Annotated in this window: 21 protein-coding genes; 16 read left to right on the top strand and 5 right to left on the bottom strand. The window is 65.9% G+C overall.

Annotation, left to right across the window (positions count from 1 at the left end; genetic code table 11):
- Positions 1-25 precede the first annotated feature (25 nt).
- From BLU29_RS11075 to surE, 11 genes are all read left to right on the top strand, one after another.
- A complete protein-coding gene (locus BLU29_RS11075) occupies positions 26-1,558 on the top strand; it encodes a peptide ABC transporter substrate-binding protein (RefSeq protein ID WP_157693800.1) in 1,533 nt (510 codons plus the stop codon).
- Between the two features lie 161 nt (positions 1,559-1,719).
- Positions 1,720-3,384 carry a M28 family metallopeptidase gene (locus BLU29_RS11070; protein WP_091057792.1) on the top strand — a complete coding sequence of 555 codons (1,665 nt, stop codon included), beginning with the start codon at positions 1,720-1,722 and terminating at the stop codon, positions 3,382-3,384.
- 87 nt (positions 3,385-3,471) lie between these two features.
- Positions 3,472-3,924: a hypothetical protein gene (locus BLU29_RS11065; RefSeq protein WP_157693799.1), complete on the top strand. Its 453-nt coding sequence runs from the start codon at positions 3,472-3,474 to the stop codon at positions 3,922-3,924.
- A gap of 116 nt (positions 3,925-4,040) precedes the next feature.
- A complete protein-coding gene (locus tag BLU29_RS11060; RefSeq protein WP_091057787.1) occupies positions 4,041-4,958 on the top strand; it encodes an ABC transporter permease subunit in 918 nt (305 codons plus the stop codon).
- Positions 4,959-5,158: 200 nt separating this feature from the next.
- Positions 5,159-6,025 (top strand): ABC transporter permease, encoded by an 867-nt coding sequence (locus BLU29_RS11055; protein ID WP_231962218.1) that lies wholly within the window; start codon positions 5,159-5,161, stop codon positions 6,023-6,025.
- Positions 6,026-6,178: 153 nt separating this feature from the next.
- Positions 6,179-7,921 (top strand): ABC transporter ATP-binding protein, encoded by a 1,743-nt coding sequence (locus BLU29_RS11050; protein WP_091057783.1) that lies wholly within the window; start codon positions 6,179-6,181, stop codon positions 7,919-7,921.
- A gap of 417 nt (positions 7,922-8,338) precedes the next feature.
- A complete protein-coding gene (locus BLU29_RS11045; protein WP_091057781.1) occupies positions 8,339-8,731 on the top strand; it encodes a DUF721 domain-containing protein in 393 nt (130 codons plus the stop codon).
- Between the two features lie 318 nt (positions 8,732-9,049).
- Positions 9,050-9,313 (top strand): 30S ribosomal protein S15, encoded by a 264-nt coding sequence (gene rpsO / locus BLU29_RS11040; RefSeq protein ID WP_091057779.1) that lies wholly within the window; start codon positions 9,050-9,052, stop codon positions 9,311-9,313.
- Between the two features lie 293 nt (positions 9,314-9,606).
- Complete coding sequence (gene pnp, locus BLU29_RS11035; protein WP_091057776.1) at positions 9,607-11,799, top strand: polyribonucleotide nucleotidyltransferase; 2,193 nt, start codon at positions 9,607-9,609, stop codon at positions 11,797-11,799.
- Positions 11,800-12,077: 278 nt separating this feature from the next.
- A complete protein-coding gene (locus BLU29_RS11030) occupies positions 12,078-12,572 on the top strand; it encodes a DUF2127 domain-containing protein (RefSeq protein WP_091057774.1) in 495 nt (164 codons plus the stop codon).
- Positions 12,573-12,639: 67 nt separating this feature from the next.
- Positions 12,640-13,416 carry a 5'/3'-nucleotidase SurE gene (gene surE, locus BLU29_RS11025; RefSeq protein WP_091057772.1) on the top strand — a complete coding sequence of 259 codons (777 nt, stop codon included), beginning with the start codon at positions 12,640-12,642 and terminating at the stop codon, positions 13,414-13,416.
- A gap of 224 nt (positions 13,417-13,640) precedes the next feature.
- On the opposite strand, the gene BLU29_RS11020 is transcribed toward surE, so the two are convergent.
- Entirely contained in the window at positions 13,641-14,546 is a 906-nt protein-coding gene (locus tag BLU29_RS11020; RefSeq protein ID WP_091057769.1) for a LysR substrate-binding domain-containing protein, read from the bottom strand.
- A gap of 102 nt (positions 14,547-14,648) precedes the next feature.
- Between BLU29_RS11020 and BLU29_RS11015 the strand changes: the two genes are divergently transcribed.
- From BLU29_RS11015 to BLU29_RS11005, 3 genes are all read left to right on the top strand, one after another.
- Positions 14,649-14,990 (top strand): nuclear transport factor 2 family protein, encoded by a 342-nt coding sequence (locus BLU29_RS11015; RefSeq protein ID WP_091057766.1) that lies wholly within the window; start codon positions 14,649-14,651, stop codon positions 14,988-14,990.
- A 117-nt stretch (positions 14,991-15,107) separates the two neighbouring features.
- Positions 15,108-15,491, top strand: coding sequence for a hypothetical protein (locus BLU29_RS11010; protein ID WP_091057763.1), 384 nt, complete (start codon positions 15,108-15,110; stop codon positions 15,489-15,491).
- Positions 15,492-15,542: 51 nt separating this feature from the next.
- On the top strand, positions 15,543-16,103 hold the full coding sequence (locus BLU29_RS11005; RefSeq protein ID WP_091057762.1) for an NAD(P)H-dependent oxidoreductase: 561 nt from the start codon (positions 15,543-15,545) through the stop codon (positions 16,101-16,103).
- A gap of 83 nt (positions 16,104-16,186) precedes the next feature.
- Here BLU29_RS11005 and add read toward each other — a convergent pair whose 3' ends face one another.
- From add to mtnN, 4 genes are all read right to left on the bottom strand, one after another.
- Positions 16,187-17,188, bottom strand: coding sequence for an adenosine deaminase (add, locus tag BLU29_RS11000; RefSeq protein ID WP_091057759.1), 1,002 nt, complete (start codon positions 17,186-17,188; stop codon positions 16,187-16,189).
- Positions 17,189-17,291: 103 nt separating this feature from the next.
- Positions 17,292-18,647, bottom strand: coding sequence for an amidohydrolase family protein (locus tag BLU29_RS10995; protein WP_091057757.1), 1,356 nt, complete (start codon positions 18,645-18,647; stop codon positions 17,292-17,294).
- A 5-nt stretch (positions 18,648-18,652) separates the two neighbouring features.
- A complete protein-coding gene (locus tag BLU29_RS10990; RefSeq protein WP_091057755.1) occupies positions 18,653-20,260 on the bottom strand; it encodes a permease in 1,608 nt (535 codons plus the stop codon).
- Positions 20,261-20,351: 91 nt separating this feature from the next.
- Positions 20,352-21,131 (bottom strand): 5'-methylthioadenosine/S-adenosylhomocysteine nucleosidase, encoded by a 780-nt coding sequence (gene mtnN, locus BLU29_RS10985; protein WP_091057753.1) that lies wholly within the window; start codon positions 21,129-21,131, stop codon positions 20,352-20,354.
- A 114-nt stretch (positions 21,132-21,245) separates the two neighbouring features.
- On the opposite strand from mtnN, the gene BLU29_RS10980 reads away from it, so the two are divergent.
- The gene (locus BLU29_RS10980; RefSeq protein WP_091057751.1) at positions 21,246-22,229 is read left to right on the top strand and encodes an ABC transporter ATP-binding protein; all 984 of its coding nucleotides are present in this window, start codon (positions 21,246-21,248) and stop codon (positions 22,227-22,229) included.
- A gap of 101 nt (positions 22,230-22,330) precedes the next feature.
- Positions 22,331-23,473, top strand: coding sequence for a response regulator (locus BLU29_RS10975; protein WP_091057748.1), 1,143 nt, complete (start codon positions 22,331-22,333; stop codon positions 23,471-23,473).
- Positions 23,474-23,477 lie beyond the last annotated feature (4 nt).

Here is a 23,477-nt window from a genome sequence, read left to right as displayed (position 1 = left end):
CGGGGATTGTTTTTTTTGCGCTTTTTTGTGCCTTTTTGCGGCCATTGAATCCGGTTGTTCCAAGCAGGCGATCGCGCCCGCGACCGGCGTGCTGCGCGTCAGCCAGCGCAACGAGCCGGCCACGCTCGACCCGCAGCTCGCCACGCTGCCCGACGAGTTCTTTGTCATCCGCGCCCTGAGCGAGGGGCTCGTCACGCCCAGTCCCGTGGGCGGCACGCCGCTGCCGGCTGTGGCCTCGCATTGGGAAGCCTCGGCCGACGGCCTGACGTGGACTTTCCATCTCAGCGGCGGCTCCTTCTGGTCGAACGGCGACGTGGTCACCGCGCAGGACTTTGTGTGGTCCATCAAGCGCGCCCTTACCCCGGCCACGGCGGTCCCCAAGGCCTCGCTCTTTTTTCCCATCAGGAATGCCGCGGCATTCCTGCGCGGCACCGTCACCGATTTCGCCGCGGTCGGGGTGACCGCCCCCGACCCGCGCACGCTGGTCATCACCCTGGCCCGGCCCACGGCCGATTTCCTGGCGATTGCCGCAAGTGGACCGTGGATCCCGGTGCACCCGGCCACGGTGGAAAAGTTCGGCGCGGATTGGGCCCGCCCGGAGCATTATGTCGGCAACGGCCGGTTCCTCCTCGCGGAATGGCGGCCCCACCAGCGCATCGTCGTGCGGAAAAACCCGCACCACCTGACTTCCCACCTCACGCAGCTCGCGGGCATCGAGTTCCTCGCGTTCGACAACGGCGACAGCGAGGAACGCGCCTTCCGCGCCGGGCAGCTCGATGTGACGATGGCGGTGCCGGTCACCAAGCTCGCGGGCTACCGCACCGCCGAGCCGCCCGTCCTGCACAGCGTGCCGCTGTTCGAGACGCGTTATCTCGTGCTGAACACGACGCGCCCGCCGCTCAATGACGTCCGCGTGCGCCAGGCGCTGGCGCTCGCCCTCGACCGCACGGCGCTCGTGGAGAAGGTGCTGCTCAGCGGCCAGCCCGCGTTCAATTTCGTGCCCGCCGGCCTCGGCGGCTACGCCCCGTCAGCGCAGATCAAGGAGGACGCCGCCAAAGCGCGGAGCCTGCTGGCCGCGGCCGGCTTTCCCGGAGGCGAGGGATTCCCCCGGCTCGAGCTGTCGTCCTGGCCCGTGAACCCCGCGCAGCTCGAGGCCATCCAGCAAATGTGGCGGCGCGAGCTGGGCATCGAGGTCGCCCTCGCCTCGCGCGAGGCGCGCACTCATCTCGTATCGCTCGCGAGCGGCGACTTCGCGATCGCCTTCATGACGGCCATTCCGGACTACGACGGCGCCTCGGACCTGTTCACCCAGCTGACCAGCGGCCACCCGCTCAACTACCCGCACTGGCGCAACGCGGAGTTCGACCATCAGGTGGCGACCGCCCGGAGCCTGACTGATCCTTCCGCCTACCAAGGGGCGGAGCGGATCCTCCTCAACGAGATGCCGGTCATCCCGTTGTATTTCAACGCCCAGAACTTCCTCGTGGCGCCGCGCGTGCACGGCTGGCAGGCCGACCGGCTCTGGACGCGGTTTTATGGCGGGTTGTCCGTCGAGTGATTTTCTTGCAGGAGCTTGCTTGCAAGCGATTCAGCGCGGTCCGCCGACGCAGGTTTTGGTCGCTTGCAAGCAAGCTCCTACATCTGCCCGGATCCGGTCACAGGCTTGTGGGTTTCCCCTCTTGCCAGCTGACCCGTGGCTGGCACATTCAAAGGTCCCCTATGAAAATCAAGCTGCTGTTGGTTTCCTTCTTCGGCGCCGCCGCGGTCGCGCTGGCGGCAGACCCGACGCCCGCCATCTCCTCCGCGAACATCCTCGCACACACCAAGGTCCTCTCGTCGGACGAGTTCGAGGGCCGCGCCCCCGGCACGCCGGGTGAGGAGAAGTCCGTCGCCTACCTGGTCGGCGAGTTCAAGAAGCTCGGCCTGCAGCCGGGCAACCCCGACGGCACCTACATTCAGAATGTGCCGCTGGTCGGCATCACCTCGACGCCCACCCTGTCGTTCAACATCGACGGCCACACCCTCGCGCTGGAGCACGTCAATGAGTTCATCGGCCCCTCCAGCCGCATCACGCCGCACGTGGAGGCGAAGGACACCGACGTCGTGTTCGTCGGCTACGGCGTGGTCGCGCCGGAGTTCGGCTGGGACGACTACAAGGGCGTCGACGTGAAGGGCAAGACGGTCATCATGCTCATCAACGACCCGCCGGTCATCGACCCCGCCACCGGCCAGCTCGACCCGAAGGTTTTCGGCGGCAAGGCCATGACCTACTACGGCCGCTGGACCTACAAATACGAGATTGCCGCCGCGAAGGGCGCGGCCGCCTGCCTCATCGTCCACGAAACCGGCCCCGCCGGCTATCCGTATGCCGTGCTCGTGGGCAGCAACACCCGGGAAAATTTCGAGATCAGCGCGCCGGATAAAAACGCCAGCCACGTCGCCATGCAGGGCTGGCTGACGCTCGACACGGCCCGCAAGGTCTTCGCCGCCGCCGGCCAGAACTATGACACGCTCAAGGCCGCCGCCGTGAGCCGTGATTTCCGCCCCGTGACCCTCGGCGCCAAGGCGTCGTTCGCCGTCGACAACGTCCTGCGCAACGTCGCCTCGCGCAATGTCGTCGCGCTGCTGCCCGGCTCCGACCCGAAGCTGCGCAACGAATACCTCATCTATACCGCGCACTGGGACCATCTGGGCCGGGACCCGCGGCTGAAGGGCGACCAGATCTACAACGGCGCGGCCGACAACGCCGCGGGGTGCGCCGTGCTGCTCGAGCTCGCCCGCGCCTTCAGCCAGTTGCCGCCCGACCAGCGCCCGAAGCGCAGCATCCTGTTCCTCTCCGTCACGGCCGAGGAGAAGGGCCTGCTCGGCTCGCGCTACTACGCGTCGGATCCCCTCTATCCGTTGAACAGGACGCTCGCGAACATCAACATGGACGGTGCCAACCAGTTCGGCCCGACCAGCGACATGGCCACGGTCGGCTTCGGCGCCTCGACCATCGACGACATCGGCATCGCCGTCGCCGCCGCCCAGGGCCGCGAGATGAAGCCCGAGGCCCACCCCGAGAACGGCTCCTATTACCGCAGCGACCACTTCGAGTTCGCGAAGGTCGGCGTGCCTTCCTACTACCCGAAGAACGGCCGCACCTACATCGGCATGCCGGCGGACTTCGCCGAGAAGCAGGTGCAGGACTACATCGCCAACCGCTACCACAAGGTCACCGACGAGGTGCAGCCCGACTGGACCTTCGAGGGCGCGGCGCAGGACACCCTGTTCCTGCTGCAGGTCGGCTGGCGCATCGCCAACGGCGACACCTGGCCGGAGTGGAAACCCGGCAACGAGTTCAAGGCCCGGCGCGATGCGATGATGAAGGCCGCCGGCAAATAAGCCGGTTTATTTGCGATTTGCCTAAAGGGTGGTCGCCGGTTTCCATACCGGCGACAAAAACGCGTGGGCCGGCGTTTACCGCTACCGATGGCCACTGATTCGACGCGACGGCTCTACCACGCGATGTCCGCCTGGGTGCAATCCGGGGCGGTATTCCATATTCGGGTGCGGATAGCATTGAAGAGTTGTCAGTCACTCGTGGAACCAACCATTGCCCCCGCATTGCTGGAATCCGTGAAGTTCTATCACCTGAGAGCCTCATGGTTCAGCCACCTGTTTCTGCTGATGCCCGATCACTTGCATGCGCTCATCAGCTTTCCGCGGGCCTCCGATATGCGGATCATCGTCGGCCGATGGAAAGCGTGGCACACCCGCCAGCTCGGCATTCAGTGGCAGGTTAACTTCTTTGATCATCGCATCCGCAGCGCCCACGAGTTGCAGTTCAAAGCGGAATACATCCGGCAAAACCCGGTCGTGAAAGGCCTCTGCAAGAACGCAGCTGACTGGCCGTGGGCGATCAATTCGCCAACACAGGAATAGGTGGTCGCCGGTTTTCCATCCCGGCGACTGGCGTCGATGTGGAAATCGACGCCCACCTACTTGTTTTTCCGTCTGGCCTCCGTCCTCGGTCCTCTGTCATCTGTGCTCCGCCACCCATGTTCCGCTTCGTCGTCCGCCGCCTGCTGCAGACCATCCCGGTCCTCTTCGTGATCATCACGGCGACGTTCTTCATGGTGCGCTTCGTTCCCGGCGGGCCGTTCACGGCCGAGCGGGCCATTCCGCCCGAGATCCTGAAAAACCTCGAGGCCCACTACGGCCTCGATCAGCCGCTCTGGCGCCAATACACCAACTACCTCGGCCGCATTGTGCGCGGCGATCTGGGCCCGTCGTTCAAGTATCCCAACCGTTCCGTCAATGAGATCATCGCGCAGACGCTGCCCGTGTCGCTCGAACTCGGCGGCTGGGCGCTCCTTGTCGCCCTGAGCTTGGGCCTGCCCCTGGGCATCTTTGCCGCCGCCCGGCACAATACCTGGCTGGACTATGTCTGCAGCGCGGTTGGCATGATCGGCATCTGCGTGCCGACTTTCGTGCTCGGTCCGCTGCTCGCCCTCTGTCTGGGCGTCTACCTGCAATGGTTTAACGTCTCGGGGTGGTATGGCCCCACCGACCGCATCCTGCCGGGCATCACCCTGGGTTTCGTCTACGCCGCCTATGTAATGCGCCTGACCCGCGGCGGCATGCTTGAGGTGCTCAATCAGGATTATATCCGCACTGCCCGCGCCAAGGGCGCGTCGGAGTTGCGCGTCATCTTCCGGCACGCCCTGCGCGGCGGCCTGCTGCCCGTCGTCGCCTTCCTCGGACCCGCGATCGCCGGCATCCTCACGGGCTCGTTCGTCATCGAGACGATCTTCCAGATCCCCGGCCTCGGCCGGCAGTTTGTCATCAGCGCCTTCAGCCGCGACTACACCCTCGTGCTCGGCACGGTCATCCTCTACGCGACGCTGATCGTGGTCTGCAACCTGGTGGTCGACGTCGTGCAGGTGTGGCTCAACCCGAAGCTGAAGTTCGAATGAGGAATTTTCACCACGGATTTCACGGATGATCACGGATAACCAATCCATTTCCTCTTTCTGTCATTCTGCGCATAGCGAAGAATCCAGCAGGATGTCCGCTTTCGTTTACCATACTGGATCCTTCGCTACGCTCAGGATGACAGGCATCACAAATTCATCCGTGTTAATCCGTGTCATCCGTGGTTAAAAGTTCTCCAGTCTTGTCTGCAGACCTCGAACAGGGCACCTCGCCCTGGCAGGATGCGTGGCATCGCTTGCAGAAGAACCGGCTGGCGGTGCTCGGTGGCGTCACGTTGCTCGTGCTGGCGGTGCTGTGCCTCGCCGGCCCGTGGTTCCTGCGCGCCACCTACCAGGAGCAAAACCTCGATCTCGGCGCCACGGCGCCGTCGGGGGCCCATTGGCTCGGCACCGACACGCTCGGCCGCGACCTGCTCGTGCGGCTGCTCTACGGCGGCCGCATCTCGCTCGGCGTCGGGCTCTGCGCCACGTTTGTCGCGCTGACCATCGGCGTCGTCTACGGCGCCGTCGCCGGCTATGTCGGCGGCAAGGCCGACGCCGTCATGATGCGCCTCGTGGACATCATCTACGCCCTGCCCTTCACCATCTTCGTCATCCTGCTGATGGTGTTCTTCGGCCGGAACATCGTGCTGCTCTTCGTCGCCATCGGCGCGGTGGAGTGGCTGACGATGGCGCGCATTGTCCGCAGCCAGATCATGGCGCTGAAGAAAATGGAGTTCATCGAGGCGGCCCGGGCGCTCGGCTTCGGCCACCGTCGCATCATTTTCCGCCACCTGCTGCCCAACGCCCTCGGCCCGATCATCGTCTACACCACGCTGACCATCCCGGGCGTGATGCTGCTCGAGGCGTTCCTGAGTTTCCTCGGCCTCGGCGTCCAGCCGCCCATGAGCTCGTGGGGCACGCTCATCAAGGACGGCGCCGAGAAGATGGAGGAGTTCTGGTGGCTGCTCGTCTTCCCCGGCGGCATCTTCTCCCTGGCGCTTTTCTCGCTCAATTTCCTCGGCGACGGGTTGCGGGACGCCTTGGATGTCCGGGCCGCCAAGGATTGAAATGTAGGGCGGGATCACCGTATCCCGCCATCCGCGCGTTAGGGCATGCGAACCAAGGCGGGATACGGTGATCCCGCCCTACAACTCCGAACTTTTCCGTCTGGCCTCTGTCCTCTGACCTCTGTCATCAGTGTAGGCCGCCTTCCGCCCCTCATGCTCCGCCGCTTCCGCCCCTATTTCCGCTACCTCAAGTCGAACCGCGGCACGCTGGTCGCCGCCATCTTCTACGGCCTGATCTTCGGTGTCTCCACCGGGCTCGGTTTTCCCACGCTGGTCAAATACGTCTTCCCACCGATCTTTGACCGCAGTGGGACGCCCCTGCCCATCAACACGATCCTGTTGATCGTCGGCACCGTGCCACTGGTCTTCCTCCTGCGGGCCGTCAGCGGCTACCTCAACAGTTATTATGTGCAGCTGACCGGCCAGCGCATCCTGGAGGGCGTCCGGCTCGAGTATTTCAGCAAGCTCCAGTGGCTGCCTCTCTCCTACCTGCAGCGGAAATCCAGTGGCGACCTGATTTCCCGGGGCACCTCCGATACCGCGCAATTGCAATTCACCCTCTCCCTGATCGCCGACGATGGCGTGAAACAGCCGATCCAGCTGCTGTTCGCCCTCGGTTTCCTCATCTGGCAGGCCTTCGCCACCGATGGCGCCGCGCTCGTGCTGGTCTGCCTCGCGGTCGTGCCACTCACCGTCCTGCCCGTGCATTACGTGGGCAAGAAAATCGTCGCCCGCGCCCTGCAGGTGCAGAACCAGATCGGCGACATCTCCTCGCATTTCGTGGAGAACCTCGCCGGCGCCCGGGAAGTCCGGGCCTTCGGCTTGGAACAGCGGGAGATCCAGCGCTTTGGCCGGGCCACCGGTGCGCTCGTCATCGCGCAGATGAAGACCGTGAAATATTCCAAGGCGCTGACACCCGCCATCGAGATCCTTTGTGGCGCCGGCATCGCCGCCACCCTGCTCTTCGCCTACAAGGCGGGCGTCAAATGGGAGACGTTCTTTGCCATCATCATGGCGCTCTACCTCTGCTACGAGCCGATCAAGAAGATCGGCTACCTCAACACGGAGCTGAACCGCGGCACCGCCTCGATGGAGCGGTTGGAGCAAGTGCTCAATGAGCCGCTGATCATCACGGACCCGGCCGCGCCCGTGCCGGTCACCAAGCTCCGCGGCCATGTGGAGTTCAAGGACGTCACCTTCGCCTATGGCGACAGCCCCGCGCTGAAAAAGGTCAACGCCAGCATCCCCGCCGGCACGGTCTGCGCGCTGGTCGGCCCGAGCGGCGCGGGCAAGAGCACCTTCGCCAACCTTGTGCCGCGCTTTTTCGAGGCCGGCGCCGGCGCGATCACCATCGACGGCATCGAGGTGCGCGCGATGAGGCTCGCCGATCTGCGCCGCAACATCGCGCTCGTCTCGCAGGAGCCCGTTCTTTTCAACGACACGATCTACAACAACCTCGCCCTCGGCACCGCCGTCACGTCGCGCGACGAGATCCTGGCCGCCGCCCGCCTGGCCCACGCCCACGAGTTCATCGAGAAGCTGCCGCAGGGCTACGACACGATGGTCGGCGAGCGCGGCGCCCTGCTCTCCGGCGGTCAGAAGCAGCGCATCGCCATCGCCCGCGCCTTCCTCCGCCACGCGCCCATCCTCATCCTCGACGAGGCCACCAGCGCGCTCGACTCCGACAGCGAGGCGGCGGTGCAGGACGCGCTCCGTCGGCTCGTCTCGGGCCGGACCGTGCTCATCATCGCCCACCGCTTCAGCACCATCCGCGACGCGTCGATGATCCTCGTGTTCGATCAGGGCGAGATCGTCGCGCAGGGCGACCACGCGTCGCTCTACGCCGGCAACGCGCTCTACAAGTCCCTTTACGACCGCCAGAACACCGGAGTTTAACCACTAATGAACACTAAAACCCCACTAATCATTAGTGCTCCATTAGTGTGGATTAGGGAGTGTTTTCAAACCCAACAAATACCCGTTTCCTGTCATTCTGAACGAAGTGAAGTTCCGAGCGCAGCGACATCCTAATCCATGCGTTCGCTCGCGATATGGCCTTCGTTGCCGTGGATCATTCGCTCCGCTCAGGATGACAAACCGGGTTTGAAAACACTCCCTAGCACTACTCCGTCAGGTTCCAACACACCCCGGCGCTCCGCGCCACCCCTCTCGAGAGGGGATTATCGCCGGCGTAGGTTTGGGTCCCCTCTGGAGAGGGGTGCCCGGCAGGGCGGGGTGTGTCGCCCGGGGCATTCTATACCTGACGGAGTAGTGCTAGTGGTGCCCATCCATCCGTGTTAATCCGTGCAATCCGTGGTTAAAAAAACTTCAGACGTCCCCCAGGAATTTTCCCGCGCGGTCGAGAACCTCATCGCCGACATCCGCGACCTGCCGCAGGACACCGGCCGCTCGAAAAAGCGCCGGCCGACCGAGCTGACCACCGTCATCGACGAGCTGATGGTCAAATACCGCATCAGCCACGACTCGGTGGAGCACAGCATCCGCGAGAAATGGTCCGAACTCGTCGGCGTGGCCAACGCCTCCTACTCGCATCCGCTCACCGTGGAGAAGAAACTGCTCGTCGTGCTCGTCTCCCACGCCGTCGTCCGCAACGAGCTGTTCATGCACCGCGACTCCATCGTGGAAAAACTCCGGAAACTGCCCGGCTGCGGCGAGATCAAGGGCCTGGCCCTGCGGTCGGGGTGAAGGGTATTATTTGTAGGGTCGCCGCTTGCCGGCGGACCGGGAATTACAGCCGCGATGGTCCGCCGGCAAGCGGCGACCCTACACTCGGAACCCTTGATTCCGCGCCACACTGGCACACTTCAGCTTCTGCAAAATTTCGCTTGCAGGAGGGGGCCTCGGTTTAGTTAATGGCTCCTTCGTTAGTGAGAGCCTGCTGGTCGCAGGCTCCCACCACGGTCAGTCCGGGCAACCGGACACTAACGGTGCCGCCGGCCCTCCAAAAGCGGGCGGCACGGAGCGAAAGCTCCAACAAAGACCGCGTCATCAACAACCTAAACCATGTCACAACCCGTTAAGTCAGAAGTCATCGCCCAGTATAAAATCCACGAGAAGGACACCGGCTCCAGCGACGTCCAGATCGCGCTGCTCACCGCCCGGATCAATCACTTGACCGAGCACCTGCGCACGCATCGCAAGGACTTCCACAGCCGCCGCGGCCTCCTCCAAATGGCCAGTCGTCGTCGCAAGCTCCTTGATTACGTCAAGAGCGAGGACCTCGCCAAATACAACGACCTGCTGCAGAAGCTGAGTCTCCGCAAGTAACCCGTTTTCACGAAAGGCGGCCCACCGACGGGCCGCCTTTTGTTCAAGCCCCCACGAACCAGAACCCAGGGACATTTCCGCTTACTTCTCCGATCAAGGTGGAACGCGCTGACCCCGGCGCGTTTTAAGAACCGGAAAGCGCGTTGAGGTCAACGCGCTCCACCCCAGGAGCCGTAATCCGAAATTTCCCGGGAGCTGATTCAAAGGGTCCAAGAAAACGGCCATCATCCGAACCCCGCGTGACGTTCCGGCAATCCGGCCGGCGCCACGCATCATCCGAACCGAATCCGAAAATGAATCAGAAACACAATGTCACCGTTCCCGGCCTGAACCTCACGTTCTCGACCGGCTCCATCGCCCAGCTCGCGGGCGGCGCCGTCAACGTCAACGTCGGCGAGACCAACGTCTTCGTCACCGCCTGCGTCGCCCAGACCATGCGCCCCGGCCAGGACTTCTTCCCGCTCACCTGCGACTACCGCGACAAGTATGCCGCGGCCGGCCGCTTCCCCGGCGGCTACTTCAAGCGCGAGGGCCGGCCCTCCGAGCGCGAGATCCTGATCTCCCGCCTCTGCGACCGCCCCTGCCGCCCGCTCTTCCCCGAGGGCTTCCTCAATGAGGTGCAGATCATCGGCCAGCTCATGTCGGCCGACCTCATCCACGACTCCGACATCGCCATGGTCAACGGCGCCAGCGCCGCCCTCGCCATCTCCGACATCCCGTGGAACGGGCCGATCGGCTGCGTGCGCGTCGCCCTGATCGACGACCAGTTCGTCGCCAACCCGACCATCGAGCAGATGTTCAGCTCGTCGCTCGACCTCATCTATGTCGGCAACGAGAAGGACATGCTGATGATCGAGGGTTCCGCCGACCAGATCGCCGAGGAGAAGTTCATCGAGGCGCTCGCGTTCGGCCATCAGGCCATCCAGCCCATCATCGCCGCGATCAAGGAACTCCAGAAGCTCGCCGGCAAGCCGAAGCAGACCTTCAAGCTCGTCGGCGCCACCCCCGAGGCCCGCGCCATCATCGAGCGTGTCGTCCCCGCCGAGCGCGTTTCCGCCGCCATCTTCGGCTTCGAGAAGAACGTCCGCTCCGCCAACGTGAAGCTCCTCAAGGAGGAGGCCAAGGCCGCCCTCACCAAGGAACTCGGCGAAGGCAAGTTCACCGACGTCGACCTGAACGTCGTGTTCGAGGACCTGCAATACAAGGCCTACCGCGCCACCGTGCTCGCCAAGGGCGTCCGCTCCGATCACCGCGACGCCAAGTCGCTCCGTCCGCTCAGCGCCCAGGTCGGCGTGCTGCCCCGCGTCCATGGTTCCGCCATGTTCCAGCGCGGCGACACCCAGAACATCGCCCTCGTCACCCTCGGGCCGACGAAGGAAGCCCAGGACATGGACGGCCTCACCGGCGGCGCGACCTCCAAGTCGTTCATCCTGCACTACAACTTCCCGCCGTTCTCCGTCGGCGAGGCCGGCCGCTTCATCGGCCCCGGCCGCCGCGAAATCGGCCACGGCGCCCTCGCCGAGCGCTCGCTCGTGCCGGTGCTCCCGCCCGAGGACGCCTTCCCCTACTCCATCCGCGTCGTCTCCGAGATCATGGCCTCCAACGGCTCGACCTCGATGGCCTCGATCTGCGGCGGCTGCCTCGCCCTCATGGACGCCGGCGTGCCGATCATCGCCCCCGTCGCCGGCATCTCCTGCGGTCTCATGACCGAGATGGCCGCCGACGGCTCCATCACGAAGTGGACGACCATCACCGACATCCTCGGGGAGGAAGATCACTTCGGCGACATGGACTTCAAGGTCGCCGGCACCACCAAGGGCATCACCGGTTTCCAGCTGGACCTCAAGATCAACGGCCTGCCCTTCGAGATCGCCAAGACCGCCATCATGCAATGCCGCGAGGCCCGCATCGAGATCCTCAAGGTCATGCTCGCCTCCCTTCCGGCGCCCCGCAAGGACCTCAGCCAATACGCCCCGCGCATCCAGACGATCCAGATCGATCCCGAGAAGATCGGCCTGCTCATCGGGCCCGGCGGCAAGACGATCCGCCGCATCACCGAGACGACCGGCGCGCAGATCGACATCGCCGACGACGACTCGGGCAAGGTCTTCATCTACTCGAACAATGCCGACGCCATGAACCGCGCCGTGCAGGAGATCGACGCCCTTTGCGGCGGCGGTTCCCAGATCGAGATCGGCAAGATCTACACCGGCCGCGTCACCGGCACCAAGGAGTTCGGCGCGTTCGTGGAGTGCATGCCGGGCAAGGAAGGCCTGGTGCACATCTCCGAGCTGGCCGACTTCCGCGTGCGCCGCACCGAGGACGTCGTCAAGGTCGGCGACTCCATCACAGTCAAGTGCGTCGGCATCGACGAGCGCTCCGGCAAGGTCCGTCTCAGCCGCAAGGCCGCGATGGCCGAGCTCGAGGCCCAGAAGCAGGCCGGCGGCGCCCCCGCCCCCGCCGAGGCCGCCCCGGTGCAGTCGTAACCCGGTAGGGGCGGTTGCCCTCAACCCCCCTTCGCCCACCTTCAAAGCCGCGACGCAAGTCGCGGCTTTTTTCATAGTTGGAGTTCGCTGACCCCAGTGCGCTTGCTTGAGCGTCTTGAGGTCAAGCCGCTCCACCCCCTAGCGGGCAACGATGCCCGGTAGGGCGCGGACTCCGTTCCGCGCCTTCGCGGCGGTGAAGGGACTCACCGCCCTACCCCAGTCGCGTTTTTTCTTTTCTGCTTGATTGCAGTCGCCGGCCCCGGGACTAATTTGCTCGCGTGTCCGTCCCCACCCACCGCAAAGGCCTCCAGGCTATCGCCGTCTTCGAAGCCGTCAAAGGCGCGGGCGGTCTCATTGCCGGTATCGTGGCCTTGGGCTTCATGGACCGCGACAACGAGGTCTTCGCCGAGCAGATCATCCGCCACCTGCACATCGATCCGACCTGGCGTTACGCCCAATGGTTTGTCAAACTCGTGGCGGAAGCCAGCGACTCGCAAATCATGGTCGCGGCGTCCTTTTTTGCGCTGTATGCCGGAGTGCGCTTCGCCGAGGCTTACGGGCTCTGGCGCGGTCGGCGCTGGGCCGAGTGGTTTGCGGCGCTCAGCGGCGCCATCTACATCCCGGTGGAGATCTACGAGCTCACGCACCGCGTCACCTGGCTGAAGGTCACGGCCCTGGTGGTGAACGTTGTCGTCGTCGGCTACATGGTCTGGCTGCTCACCGAGTCGCGCCGCCTGCGCGCCAAGCAAGCCGTCGCCGATACGCTGCCCTAGCCGGTCGGCCCGGGTTTTCTCGCTTCCCCTCCGCCGCCGCCCCGTATTCCGTGAAGGCCTGCTCGCCATGAAACTCCTCGTCACGAACGACGACGGCATCAACTCGGTCTTCTTCCACGCGCTCGTCCGCGCGCTCCAGGCCGCCGGGCACGAGCTTTATGTCGTGGCGCCCCTCACCGAGCAGAGCTGGACCGGCGCTTCCAAGACGCGCCACCGCGCCGTGCAGTCCGCCGTCGCCGACCACGGCTTCGGCTGCCCCACCTGGACCGTCGACGGCACGCCCTCCGACTGCGTCAACATCGCCATCGCCCACCTGCTGCCGGTCAAGGTCGACGCTGTCGTCAGCGGCATCAACGTCGGCTTCAACTGCACGCTCGGCTTCATCGTCGCCAGCGGCACCGTCTCCGCCGCGCTCGAGGGCACGCTGCACGGCCTGCCGGCCATGGCGCTCTCGCAGGACGTGTCCGAGGGCGTCTACTACGACCTCAAGGAGCACGGCGGCAAACCGGGCGCCGAGCTGACCGCCACGCTCCAGCACTCCGCCGCCCATGCCGCGCGCCTCGCCGGCGAGCTCCTGCCGAAGACCCCGCCGCGCAGCTTCACCGTCCACAACGTCAACTTTCCTTTCCCCTGCCGGCCGGATACCGTGATGAAGTCCACGGTGCCGGCGCATTTCTTCGTGCCCGGGCTGTTCACGCCGCCCGACGCCGACGGCCGCCACAAGCTCATCTGGTGCGAGGGCGAGGACGTTTCTCCGCCCGATCTGCTCACCGACCTCAAGTGCGTCGAGGCGGGCGAAATCAGCCACACCGTTCTCGACTACCGGAAGCTCGGGCACGCTTGAGGTGGAGCGCGTTGACCTCAACGCGCCTTACCTTCGACTCGTCATTGCCCCATGTCCCCGGCTCAACTCTCCCGAACCACCCTCTCCGTCTCGCCGCGCTCAAGACGACCAGTCAGTCCGGCCTGCCGACCTGATACCATTCCGCGGGCGAGGTCGCCCGCGCTCCAAGACCTGGAGCCACGGCGACCACGCCGTGGGATTGGGATTTCCGGCGAGTTGGTGTTTCACGGCCGTCCCTGCTTCAGGCGCTCCACTTCGGCGCGCAGCAGCCGTGCGAAGGTCTCGGCGTGCGGGTTGGGCCGCACCGCCGGCAGCCCCAGCTTGACCGAGCCTTCCGCCAGCGCCGGAGAAAACGGCCGCGTGACAAGGGTCCGGGGCATGATGCTCGCGATGCCGTCGGCGAGAATCGCCGCGGCGCGATTGGCCTCCAGGGCGGGGAACAGCGTGGAGACCCCGTCGTTGATGAGCGCGACGAACCGCGGGGTGACTCCGAACGGCTTGAGCAGGGCCCGCGCGAAACGCACATAGTCGGGATAATTCTCGCGGGCCAGGCCGATCAGCGGCAGGTCGCGCAACCGGGCCGGCGGAATCCGCTTCAACTTCGCCAGTGGATGCGTGGCGGGCATGACCAGCACCGGCGACACCCGCCGCAGTTCGGTCCATTGGAACCCGGGCACGGCTTCCGCCGCCGGTTCGGGCGTGATCAAAAGGTCCAGCCGCCCTGCCTTCGCAAGTTCGATCATCTCCCTCGAGGAAAGATCGGAGAGCTCGATCCGCACCCCGGGCGTCGCCGCCTGGAATTTTTCCAACGCCGCGGGCATGATGCCCGCGGTCACCGAGGGCGCATAGCCGACCCGCAGGATCTCGTTCCGCGCCTCGCCCCGCACCCGCTGGACCGCCTGGTCGGCGCGCGCCAGCAGGTCGCGCGCCTCCTCGTAGAACAGTTCCCCCGCCTCCGTCAGGGTCACGGCGTTCTTGCCGCGCACGAGGAGCGGCACGCCCAGTTCCTCCTCCAGGTCCTTCACCTGCCGGCTGAGCGCCGGCTGCGTGAGGTGCAGGGTGTCCGCCGCGCGGTTGAAACTCCCGTGGGCGGCAACGGCGGCGAAGTAGCGCAGGTGACGCAGTTCCATGGGCGGATTCCAGCTATTACCAAAAGTATGGGCGAGGCCAAAAACACGGCATTGGGCGGTTCGGCGGTTTTCGGATAATGTGGGTGCGTTCCCACCGCCGCCATGAAAACAACCACCACCGCCACCACCCTGCCTGCCGCCGTGACGCGCTATCTCGAGGCCGCCAACCGGTTCAATGTCCTCGTCGCCGCCGATTGCTTCAACGCCGATGCCTCGGTGCACGACGAGAACCAGGATTACGTGGGTCGGGATGCCATTCGCACCTGGATCGCCGCGACCAGCCGGAAATACCGCCCCGCGTTCACCGTGCTGCGCGCGACGGTGCAGGGCGACGAGGCCAGCCTTTCGGTCGCCGTGTCCGGCCAGTTTCCCGGCAGCCCCGTCACGCTCGCTTACCAGCTCCGGCTCCGCGACGGCAAAATCTCGACCCTCACCATCGAGTGAGCCCCACGCCCATGATCACCGTAACCATCATTCTCTTCAGCCTCGTCGCGGTCACCAGCATCGACAGCGCCGAATCCGACCACCGCGAATAAGCTTTTTGCAACCAAACCTCATCATATGAAAACACTCGTCCTCATCTCTCGGCTCCTCTTGGGGCTCCTGTTCTCCGTCTTCGGCCTCAATGGTTTCCTGCACTTCATCCCGGCGCCGATGCCCACGGGCATCGCCGGCCAGTATGTGGGTGCGCTGTTCGTCTCGCACTACCTGGCGGCGGTGTTCGCCCTGGAGCTGGTCGCCGGCGTCCTGCTGCTCGCCAACCGGTTCGTGCGGGCGGCACTGGTCATCCTCGCGCCCATCCTCGTCAACATCGTGCTCTTTCACGCCTGCATGGCGCCGGCGGGCTTCGCCCCGGCGGTGATCGCGGTCGCGCTCTGGGCCGTGCTGTTCTCCCACGAACGCGCCGCCTTCGCGCCGCTCTGGGCCGCGCGCGGCGCGGCCTGACCGGGCGCCCGCTTGCCCCATTCCAACACGTTAACTCAGGAGAAAATCGTCATGCTTAAAATTGCCATCATCATCGGAAGCACACGGCCCAATCGCAATGGCGAGGCGGTCGCGAACTGGGCCTACGAAATTGCGCGCCAGCGCCGCGACGCCGGGTTCGAACTCGTGGATCTCAAGGACTTCGACCTGCCGCTCTTCGACGAACCCATGTCGCCGATGATGGGCCGGTATGCCCAGGAGCATACGCGGCGCTGGTCGGCGAAAATCGCGACCTACGATGCCTACGTCTTCGTAACGCCCGAGTATAACCATGCGGTCCCGGGGGCGCTCAAGAACGCGATCGATTTCCTCTATCACGAATGGGGCAACAAGGCGGCCGGATTCATTGGCTACGGCGCGGCCGGCGGGATTCGCGCGGTGGAAAACCTGCGCCTGATCATGTCCGAGCTGCAGGTCGCCACGGTGCGCGCCCAGGTCGGGCTTTCCCTGCTCACCGACTTCGAGAATTACAGCGTGTTCAAGCCGGCCCCCCAGCACGAAAAATCCGTCAACGTCATGCTCGATCAGGTGATCGCCTGGGGCGGCGCGTTGCAAACGCTCCGGAACAAATAGCTGCGCCAGCTCTCGCCGGGCCGTCCCTCAAGTCTCAGGTTTTGCCACGCCTTCGCGGCCTCCACCAGCGCCCCTGCCGGGCCTTAGCTTCTTTGTTTCCTGGTGTTAACCAGCGCGGTTTTTTCCGCCGCCGTCAGAAACGCGATCTCCAGCGCGTTGCGCTGCGCCTGCGCGATCTCGGCCGGCGTCAGCCCGGCGGCCGGCGCGGCGACCTCGAATTCATGCCGCAGGTCGATGGCGCTGATCACCGGGTCGTCCGTGTTGATCGTCGCGAGCAGGCCGCGGGCAAGGAACTGCTTCATGGGATGCGCCGCGAAGCCCGGCACCGTATTCGTCTGCACATTGCTCGTCAGGTTGATCTCGAGGCCGATCCGGTGTGCGCCCAGATGGTCGAGCAGCTTCGGGTCGTCGATGGCGCGGATGCCGTGGCCGATGCGCGTGGCGCCGAGCTTCTCCAGCGCGGCCCAGACACTCGCCGCACCACCGGCCTCGCCGGCGTGCACCGTGATGGCCCAGCCGGCGTCGCGCCCGCGCTTGAAATGTTCCGTGAACAGCTCGGCCGGGTAGTTCCTCTCGTCCCCGGCGAGATCGAGCGCGACGAGGTGCGCGCGCTGCGTCAACAGCGCCTCCAATTCGATCCTGCACGCCGCCGCGCCGAAGGTGCGGCTGAGGATGCCGATGAGTTGCACCTTGAGCCCGGTTTGGACGCGGCCTTCCTCGACGCCGGCCACGACCGCCTCGACGACCTTCGCCGGGTCCAGCCGGTTCGGTCCGGCCATGAAATACGGGCTGAAGCGCAGCTCGAGGTAGTCGATGCCCTCGGCCTTGGCGTCTTCGACGTTCTCCCGGGCGATCCGCCGGCAGGCGTCGTAATCACCGAGCACGGCGATCATCCAGTGGAGCTTGTTCAACCACGTGATCAAGTCGGGCATCACCTCGGTCACCTGCACGTGCGGCCGCAGCGTCTCGAGGGTGGCGCCGGGCAGCCTGATGTTATGCTGCCGGCCCAGGTCGAGGATGGTCTGCAGCCGGACGTTGCCGTCGAGGTGGCGGTGCAGATCGATGAAGGGGAGCGAAGGGTCCATAAACTGCAGGAGGGGCTTTATGCCTCGATTTTCCCGAAACGGGCTGTCATCCATCGGGGCGTAAAGCCCCTCCTACAGTCCTTCGGGATTTTTGGCGTGAATCTCATGACAGCGCCGCGTGGATCTGCCGGGCGCGGGCGTGATGTTGCGCGATGAGCCCGGCCAGATCGAGATCGGTGAACCGCCCCTGCGCGATCCGCACCCGGCCGCCGATGATCAGGCTGTCCACCTGCCGGGCGTGGCAGAGCAGGAGCGCGTCCACCGCATTCTCGCAGCCGCTGGAGAAAAGGTCCACCGCCGGCCAGATCGCCAGGTCCGCGCATTTGCCCGGCTCGAGCGAACCGAGGTCCGGCCGCCGCAGGATGGCCGCGCCGCCAGTCGTGCCGATCGTCAGCGCGTCCATCACGCTCATCGCCGCGGCGCCGTATTGCACGCGGCAGAGCATGAGCGCCTGCCGCAACTCGCCGAGCACGTGGCCGGAGTCGTTCGAGGCACTGCCGTCGACCCCGATGCCGACCTTCGCGCCGGCGGCGCGCAGGTCGTTCACCCGGCAGATGCCGGACCCGAGCCGCATGTTGGCGTAGGGGCAGTGGCTGACGCCGATCTTCCGCGCCCCGAGCCAGGCGATCTCGGCGTCGGTGAAGTGGATGCCGTGCGCATACCACACGCCCTCGAAGTCCCAGCCGCAGTCGGCGAAATACTCGAGCGGCCGCCGCCCGAATTTTTCCTGCGAGAACTGGTCCTCATCCACGGTCTCTGCGCAGTGGCTGTGCAAGCCAAGCCCGTGCTCGCGCGCATAGGCGGCCGACAGGGTCAGCAGTTCGTGGCTCGCCGACGTCGCCGCGCAGGGCGCGAGGAACACCTGCCGGAAGCTGCCCGGCGCCGGGTCGTGGTATTCCCGGTGCAGCCGCCCGACGTCCGCCATGATCTCGTCGGCGGTCTGGATCGCCCAGTCGCCGATCAGCTTCGACGGCACATCCATGCTGCCGCGCGCGCCGTGGAACCGGATGCCGAGTTCGGCCGCCGCCCGGAACTGTGCGGCGAAGTTGTCGCCGCTGCCGCGCGGCACCACGTAATGGTGGTCGGATGTCGTCGTGCAACCGGTCAGCATCATCTCCGCCAGCGCCAGCTTCGAGGCCAGGTGCAGGTCGGCCGCGGTGAACGGCCGCCACAGCTTGTTCATGTGCGCGAGCCACGGCAGCAGCGGCAGGTTGTTCCCCGGCGTGTAGGCGCGCGCCATCGTCTGGTAGAAATGATGGTGCGTGTTGACCAGCCCGGGCGTGGCAATCCCGCCACGGGCGTCGTGCACCTCCGTTCCCGCGGTCGCCGGCGGGGGCGCGCCCGTGCCAGCCGTCCGGATGAACCCGCCCTCGGCCAGCAGCCACGCATCGCGCAACACGGCGCGGGTGGCGTCCATGGTGACGAGGTGACCGATGTTTTTGACGAGCAGCCGGGGCATGATGATCAGGCGACTTCGTCCTCAGCCCGGGGCACAGTGATGAACTTGGCCAGCAGAAAAACCAGCGCGGCCAGTGTGTAGCCAAGCGCGGCGCCGCCCGCCGGGAACAACGCCCGCCCGGGCGTCCAGGTGCCGCTCGCCCAGGCCAGCAGGGGCAGGTCGATGACCGTGTCGCGCCCGGTCAGGGCGTAGGAGTGCATGAGACCCGACAGGGCCAGCACCGCCCCCACCCCGCACCACGCGGCCGCCCGGAGCCACCGCCGGTCGATGATGCACACCACCACGGCCGACCAGATCATCGCGGAATACAGGAAGCCCTGCTCGAGGGCGAAGCCGCCGCCGAGGTAGGCGCCGGCCCGGGACGCGCCGGACACCAGCGCGGCATTCAGGGTGGCGCCGCCCGCGCCCACCGACGTCTTGACGATCAGCATGGCCCAAGCGGCCAGTGCGGGCAGCAGGCCCACCACGACCGCCGGGTAGTATTTCTTTTCCGTCACCTCGAAGGCCTGTGCCGCGATGATGATGCCGATCCACAGGATGATCGCGATGCCCGCCTCCGCCGGAATCAGCCACGTCAGGGCGCCCATGGCGCCCGTGAGGCAGACGAGCGTGATGCCCAGGCCGTTCAGCACCGAATAACCGGCCCGCGCCCCGAGTTTCTTCCAGGCCGGGTGCCCGATGTAGATCGACGACGGGAACGGCGAGCCGAAGCACGCCGCGGCGATGGTGCCGAGGCCGTTGATGACCAGGCTGGGGCGCACCGGGTAATTGTCGCCCGCGGCCGCCGCCGACTCGATGTTCTGGAGCGAGGCCAGCACCCCGAGCAGGCCGATCGGGATCACCACCGACAGATACGCAACGATGTGCCCGCCGAACAGGGCCGTCCACAGCTCGCCGAGCACGGGCACCGGGAAGTAGAGCTTGAAATGCGCCAGCGGCTGCGCCGCCGGTCCGCCGACCGGCGCCAGGCCCGTCGCCCAGGCCAGCGCCGTGCCCACGGCCAGCAGCACCACGGTCGCCGGCAGGCCCCCGCGGAATTTCACCCGGCCAAAGAAGACCAGGAAGACCAGGACCAGCATCACCAGCCCGATGACCGGCGCCGCGAAGGCCTGGAAGAGAAACGACAGGCCGAGGAAACCCAGCCCGACGCCCGCGAGGGTCGCCAGCATCGCGGCCGGCGGCGTGTGCCGGCGGATTTTCTCCGCAAAAAAAGCGCACCCGAACTCGATCAGCCCGCCGGCGAAGCAGGCCACCAGTCCCGCGTGCCACGCAAAGCGCTCCGGGTCGGCCAGCCCCTGCGCGAGGGCCAGCTGCTTGGCCGGCAGCATCACGAGGAAGACGTGCGCGAACAGCCCGGGCGTGCTGATGCCGTAGGGCAGCGCCGTGACGTCCGTGCGGCCCTCGCGCCGCGCCAGCTGCACCGCCTGCCAGGCGTAGAAGAGGTTGCCGACGAGGAACGAGATCGCGACGCCCGGCAGGATGCGCCCGTAGATCAGCTCCGGGGAGAACCCGAGCACGCCGCGGCACAGCGGCGCTAGGATGAGCAGCTGCACCAGGTTGTTCACGAAGGCCACCACGAAGCCCTCGCCATCGCCGCGGGAGAACCACTTCATGCGCCGGGCTTCCGGTTGTTTGCTGGAGAGCCCGCGTCTCTGCGGGCCGTGGCTCGCAGGGACGCGAGCTCTCCACTAAGACATAGGCCGATCATTGTTTTGCGGCCGCCGCGAGGCAGCCGGTGAAATAAACGGTCCAGCGCGCCGCGGCGGCCGCGGCCTTCTGGCCGAGCAGGCGGTAGGCGCTGCCGGGATTGGACTGTGTGCGGTTGCTGCCGGCGCGGAACACGATGTGCGGCACGCCGAGCTGCGTGCAGACTTGGGCGATGGCGGCGCTCTCCATTTCCATGATGTCCGGCTTCAGTTTTTTCCTCATGTCGGCGATCTTGGCGTCCGACACGCCAAACATGTCGCTCGCCGTCACCACGCCCGTGAGCACCCGCGGCACATAGGTCCCGCCGTCGACCGTGACCGGTTCGGCCGCGTAGCCGGCGACCGCGGCGCGGGCGATTTTCAGCAGGCGCCGGTCCGGCCGGTAATACCAGTGTGTCATCTGCCCGGCGAGCGGGCCGCGCACCTTGCGGTAGATCATGCCCCGGTCGGTCAGATTGCCGGCGGCGTGGTGGATCGTCTTCGTCGAGATGACCGTGTCGCCGGTGGCGATGCGCGGGTTGAACCGCGAACCGGTGCCCGACACGAGCACCTCGGCCGGCCGGAACGCCTGGATGAACAGCGCCGCGACCATCGCGCCGTTGGTCACGCCCACGCCGGTGACGGCCGTGACGACCCGCCGGCCGCGCAAGCTTCCCGTGACGTAGGGAAACCCGGTCAGCCGCCCCGATTTCGGTCCGCTGATCTGCGCCTGAATCAACCGGATCTCGGAAGGCATGGCGCTCAGGATCAGGGTGGGTGCGACCGCGGGCTTGGACATAGTCTGTAGGCCTACAGCAAAAGCCTTACCATTACAGGACTAAATGCAGGGTGCGGCCGGCCCGGTGAAGGCGGGTTGCCTTTCCCTTTTTTCCGTGTTCAGTCGGCGGCTCTCATGATTGAAGTCGAGAACCTCACCCGGGTCTTCCGCACCTACAAGAAGCAACCCGGTTTCTGGGGTGGCGTGAAGGGGCTGTTCCACCGCGAATTCGAGGAGACCCGCGCGGCCGACAACGTCAGCTTCACCATCGCCGAGGGCGAACTGGTCGGCTTCCTCGGACCCAACGGCGCCGGCAAGACCACCACGCTCAAGATGCTTTCCGGCCTCATCTACCCGACCAGCGGCACGGCGCGGGTGGCAGGGTTCGATCCGACCAAGCGCGAGAACGCCTACCGCCGGCTTTTCGCCCTCGTGCTCGGCCAGAAGAACCAGCTCTGGTGGGACCTGCCCGCCATCGAGTCGTTCCACCTGCTCCGCGCCATCTACGGCCTGCCGCCGGACCAGTTCAAGGCCACGCTCGACGAGCTGGTGGCGCTGCTCGACGTCGGGTCGAAGCTCAATATCATGGTCCGCGAACTTTCCCTTGGCGAGCGCATGAAGATGGAGCTCATCGCCGCCCTGCTCCACCGGCCACGCGTGCTCTTCCTCGACGAACCCACCATCGGCCTCGACGTCGTGTCGCAGAAGAAGGTCCGCGAGTTCCTGCGCGACTACAACCGGCGCACGAAGACGACCATCCTGCTGACGAGCCATTACATGGCCGACATCTCGTCGCTCTGTGCGCGCGTGATCGTCATCGACCACGGCAAGAAGATCTACGACGGCGACCTCGACCGGATCACCGGGGCCGGGGCGCGGCAGCGTATCATCAAGTTCAAGCCCCGGAGCGAGGCGTTCCCGGCGGACTGGAAGCCCGCCCACGGCACGGCCGCGGTCGGCGAGGACGGCGAGATCCTCCTGCACGTGCCCAGCGAGAAGGTCACAGAGGTCTGTCAGCAGATCCTGAGCCTGGGCGCGGTGGACGACATCACCATCCAGGACGTGCCCCTTGAGGACGTCATCACCGAGCTGTTCTCCCGCGGCGTCGCCGCAAAATAACATTTATTTAGCAAGCCGGCTGCACCACCGAGGCGGCTGATGACAAGCTTCGGATTGCCAAACTGGGGGGGCCACTCCAGCCTGCCCCCGCAGTTTCACCCATGCTCGACACCACGCCAACCCCCCCTGCCACGATCCCGGGCCGCCCGAAGGTTCTCGTCATTGACGACGAACTCGGCCCGCGCGAGAGCATGAGCTACCTGCTGCAGGACGAGTTCTCGGTGCAGACGGCGGATCGCGTGGATCGCGGCCTCGACCTCATCCGCAAGGAGTCGTTCGCCGTCGTGGTCATGGACATCCGCATGCCACAGAAGAACGGCATCCAAGGTCTGGAAGAGCTGCGACGCATCGACAGCGATGTGGCCGTGATCATGATGACCGGCTACGGCGCCCTCGCCTCGGCCCAGGCCGCGATCAGCCTCGGGGCCAACGAATATCTCAAGAAACCGTTTGACGTGGACGTGCTGCAGGCCGCCGTGCGCCGCCATGCCGCCCAGGCGCTGGAGCGCAAGAAGCGCGCTTCGCTCTTCCGTCAGCTCGAGGGCATGTATGAGTCGGTGAAGACCGAGCAGAAGAAGAACCAGATGCAGGTCGGTTACGGCCAGGCCGCCGCGGAGATGGTGCATGACATCTGCAACCCGCTCGTCGTGACCATCGGCTACACGAACATGCTGCTCGACGAGGCGCAGAGCCTGCCCGGCAGTTCCGCGTCGGTCGACCGCATCGTCCACTACGCCCAGCGGCTCGAGCACTGTTCCTCCTTCTGCCTCCACCTGGCCGAGTCGTGGCGCCAAAGCGCGAAGCACGTCGCCAAGAGCGACACCTTCGCGTTGCGCGACGCCGCCGAGGAGACCCGGGCCGTGCTGTTTTTCGATTCCCCGCGCATCGAGATCGAGGGCGACGCCGACGTCGCCATCACCGGCGTCCGCTACGAGATAATGCGCGTGCTCCAGAATCTCATCAAAAATGCCCTCGAAGCCGGCGCGACCCGCGTGATGCTCTCCGTCCGGAAAAACCCCGGCCGGGCCGTGCTCGCGATCGCGGACAACGGCAGCGGGCTGCCGCCCGACGTCATGGCGGTCATCCTCAAGAAGCCGATTGAGTCCACCAAGCCCCACGGCACGGGTCTCGGCATGACCATCTGCCGCCACATCGCCGTTGCGCACCACGCGGAGATGAGGGTCGAAACCCGTCCCGGCGGCGGCACGGTCTTCACGCTGGATTTCCCGCTCGCCTCGAACTGACGCC

It is taken from the genome of Opitutus sp. GAS368 (assembly GCF_900104925.1).
In the GTDB taxonomy this organism is placed as follows: domain Bacteria; phylum Verrucomicrobiota; class Verrucomicrobiia; order Opitutales; family Opitutaceae; genus Lacunisphaera.
This window is presented reverse-complemented; position numbering and strand designations above follow the sequence as displayed.

Bases quoted from the DNA above. Each gene is read 5' to 3' on its own strand.
- BLU29_RS11070 (WP_091057792.1), top strand. From the start codon at position 1,720: ATGAAAATCAAGCTGCTGTTGGTTTCCTTCTTCGGCGCCGCCGCGGTC.
- BLU29_RS11065 (WP_157693799.1), top strand. From the start codon at position 3,472: ATGGCCACTGATTCGACGCGACGGCTCTACCACGCGATGTCCGCCTGG.
- BLU29_RS11060 (WP_091057787.1), top strand. From the start codon at position 4,041: ATGTTCCGCTTCGTCGTCCGCCGCCTGCTGCAGACCATCCCGGTCCTC.
- BLU29_RS11050 (WP_091057783.1), top strand. From the start codon at position 6,179: ATGCTCCGCCGCTTCCGCCCCTATTTCCGCTACCTCAAGTCGAACCGC.
- rpsO (WP_091057779.1), top strand. From the start codon at position 9,050: ATGTCACAACCCGTTAAGTCAGAAGTCATCGCCCAGTATAAAATCCAC.
- pnp (WP_091057776.1), top strand. From the start codon at position 9,607: ATGAATCAGAAACACAATGTCACCGTTCCCGGCCTGAACCTCACGTTC.
- surE (WP_091057772.1), top strand. From the start codon at position 12,640: ATGAAACTCCTCGTCACGAACGACGACGGCATCAACTCGGTCTTCTTC.
- BLU29_RS11020 (WP_091057769.1), bottom strand. From the start codon at position 14,546: ATGGAACTGCGTCACCTGCGCTACTTCGCCGCCGTTGCCGCCCACGGG.
- BLU29_RS11015 (WP_091057766.1), top strand. From the start codon at position 14,649: ATGAAAACAACCACCACCGCCACCACCCTGCCTGCCGCCGTGACGCGC.
- BLU29_RS11010 (WP_091057763.1), top strand. From the start codon at position 15,108: ATGAAAACACTCGTCCTCATCTCTCGGCTCCTCTTGGGGCTCCTGTTC.
- BLU29_RS11005 (WP_091057762.1), top strand. From the start codon at position 15,543: ATGCTTAAAATTGCCATCATCATCGGAAGCACACGGCCCAATCGCAAT.
- add (WP_091057759.1), bottom strand. From the start codon at position 17,188: ATGGACCCTTCGCTCCCCTTCATCGATCTGCACCGCCACCTCGACGGC.
- BLU29_RS10995 (WP_091057757.1), bottom strand. From the start codon at position 18,647: ATGCCCCGGCTGCTCGTCAAAAACATCGGTCACCTCGTCACCATGGAC.
- BLU29_RS10990 (WP_091057755.1), bottom strand. From the start codon at position 20,260: ATGAAGTGGTTCTCCCGCGGCGATGGCGAGGGCTTCGTGGTGGCCTTC.
- mtnN (WP_091057753.1), bottom strand. From the start codon at position 21,131: ATGTCCAAGCCCGCGGTCGCACCCACCCTGATCCTGAGCGCCATGCCT.
- BLU29_RS10980 (WP_091057751.1), top strand. From the start codon at position 21,246: ATGATTGAAGTCGAGAACCTCACCCGGGTCTTCCGCACCTACAAGAAG.
- BLU29_RS10975 (WP_091057748.1), top strand. From the start codon at position 22,331: ATGCTCGACACCACGCCAACCCCCCCTGCCACGATCCCGGGCCGCCCG.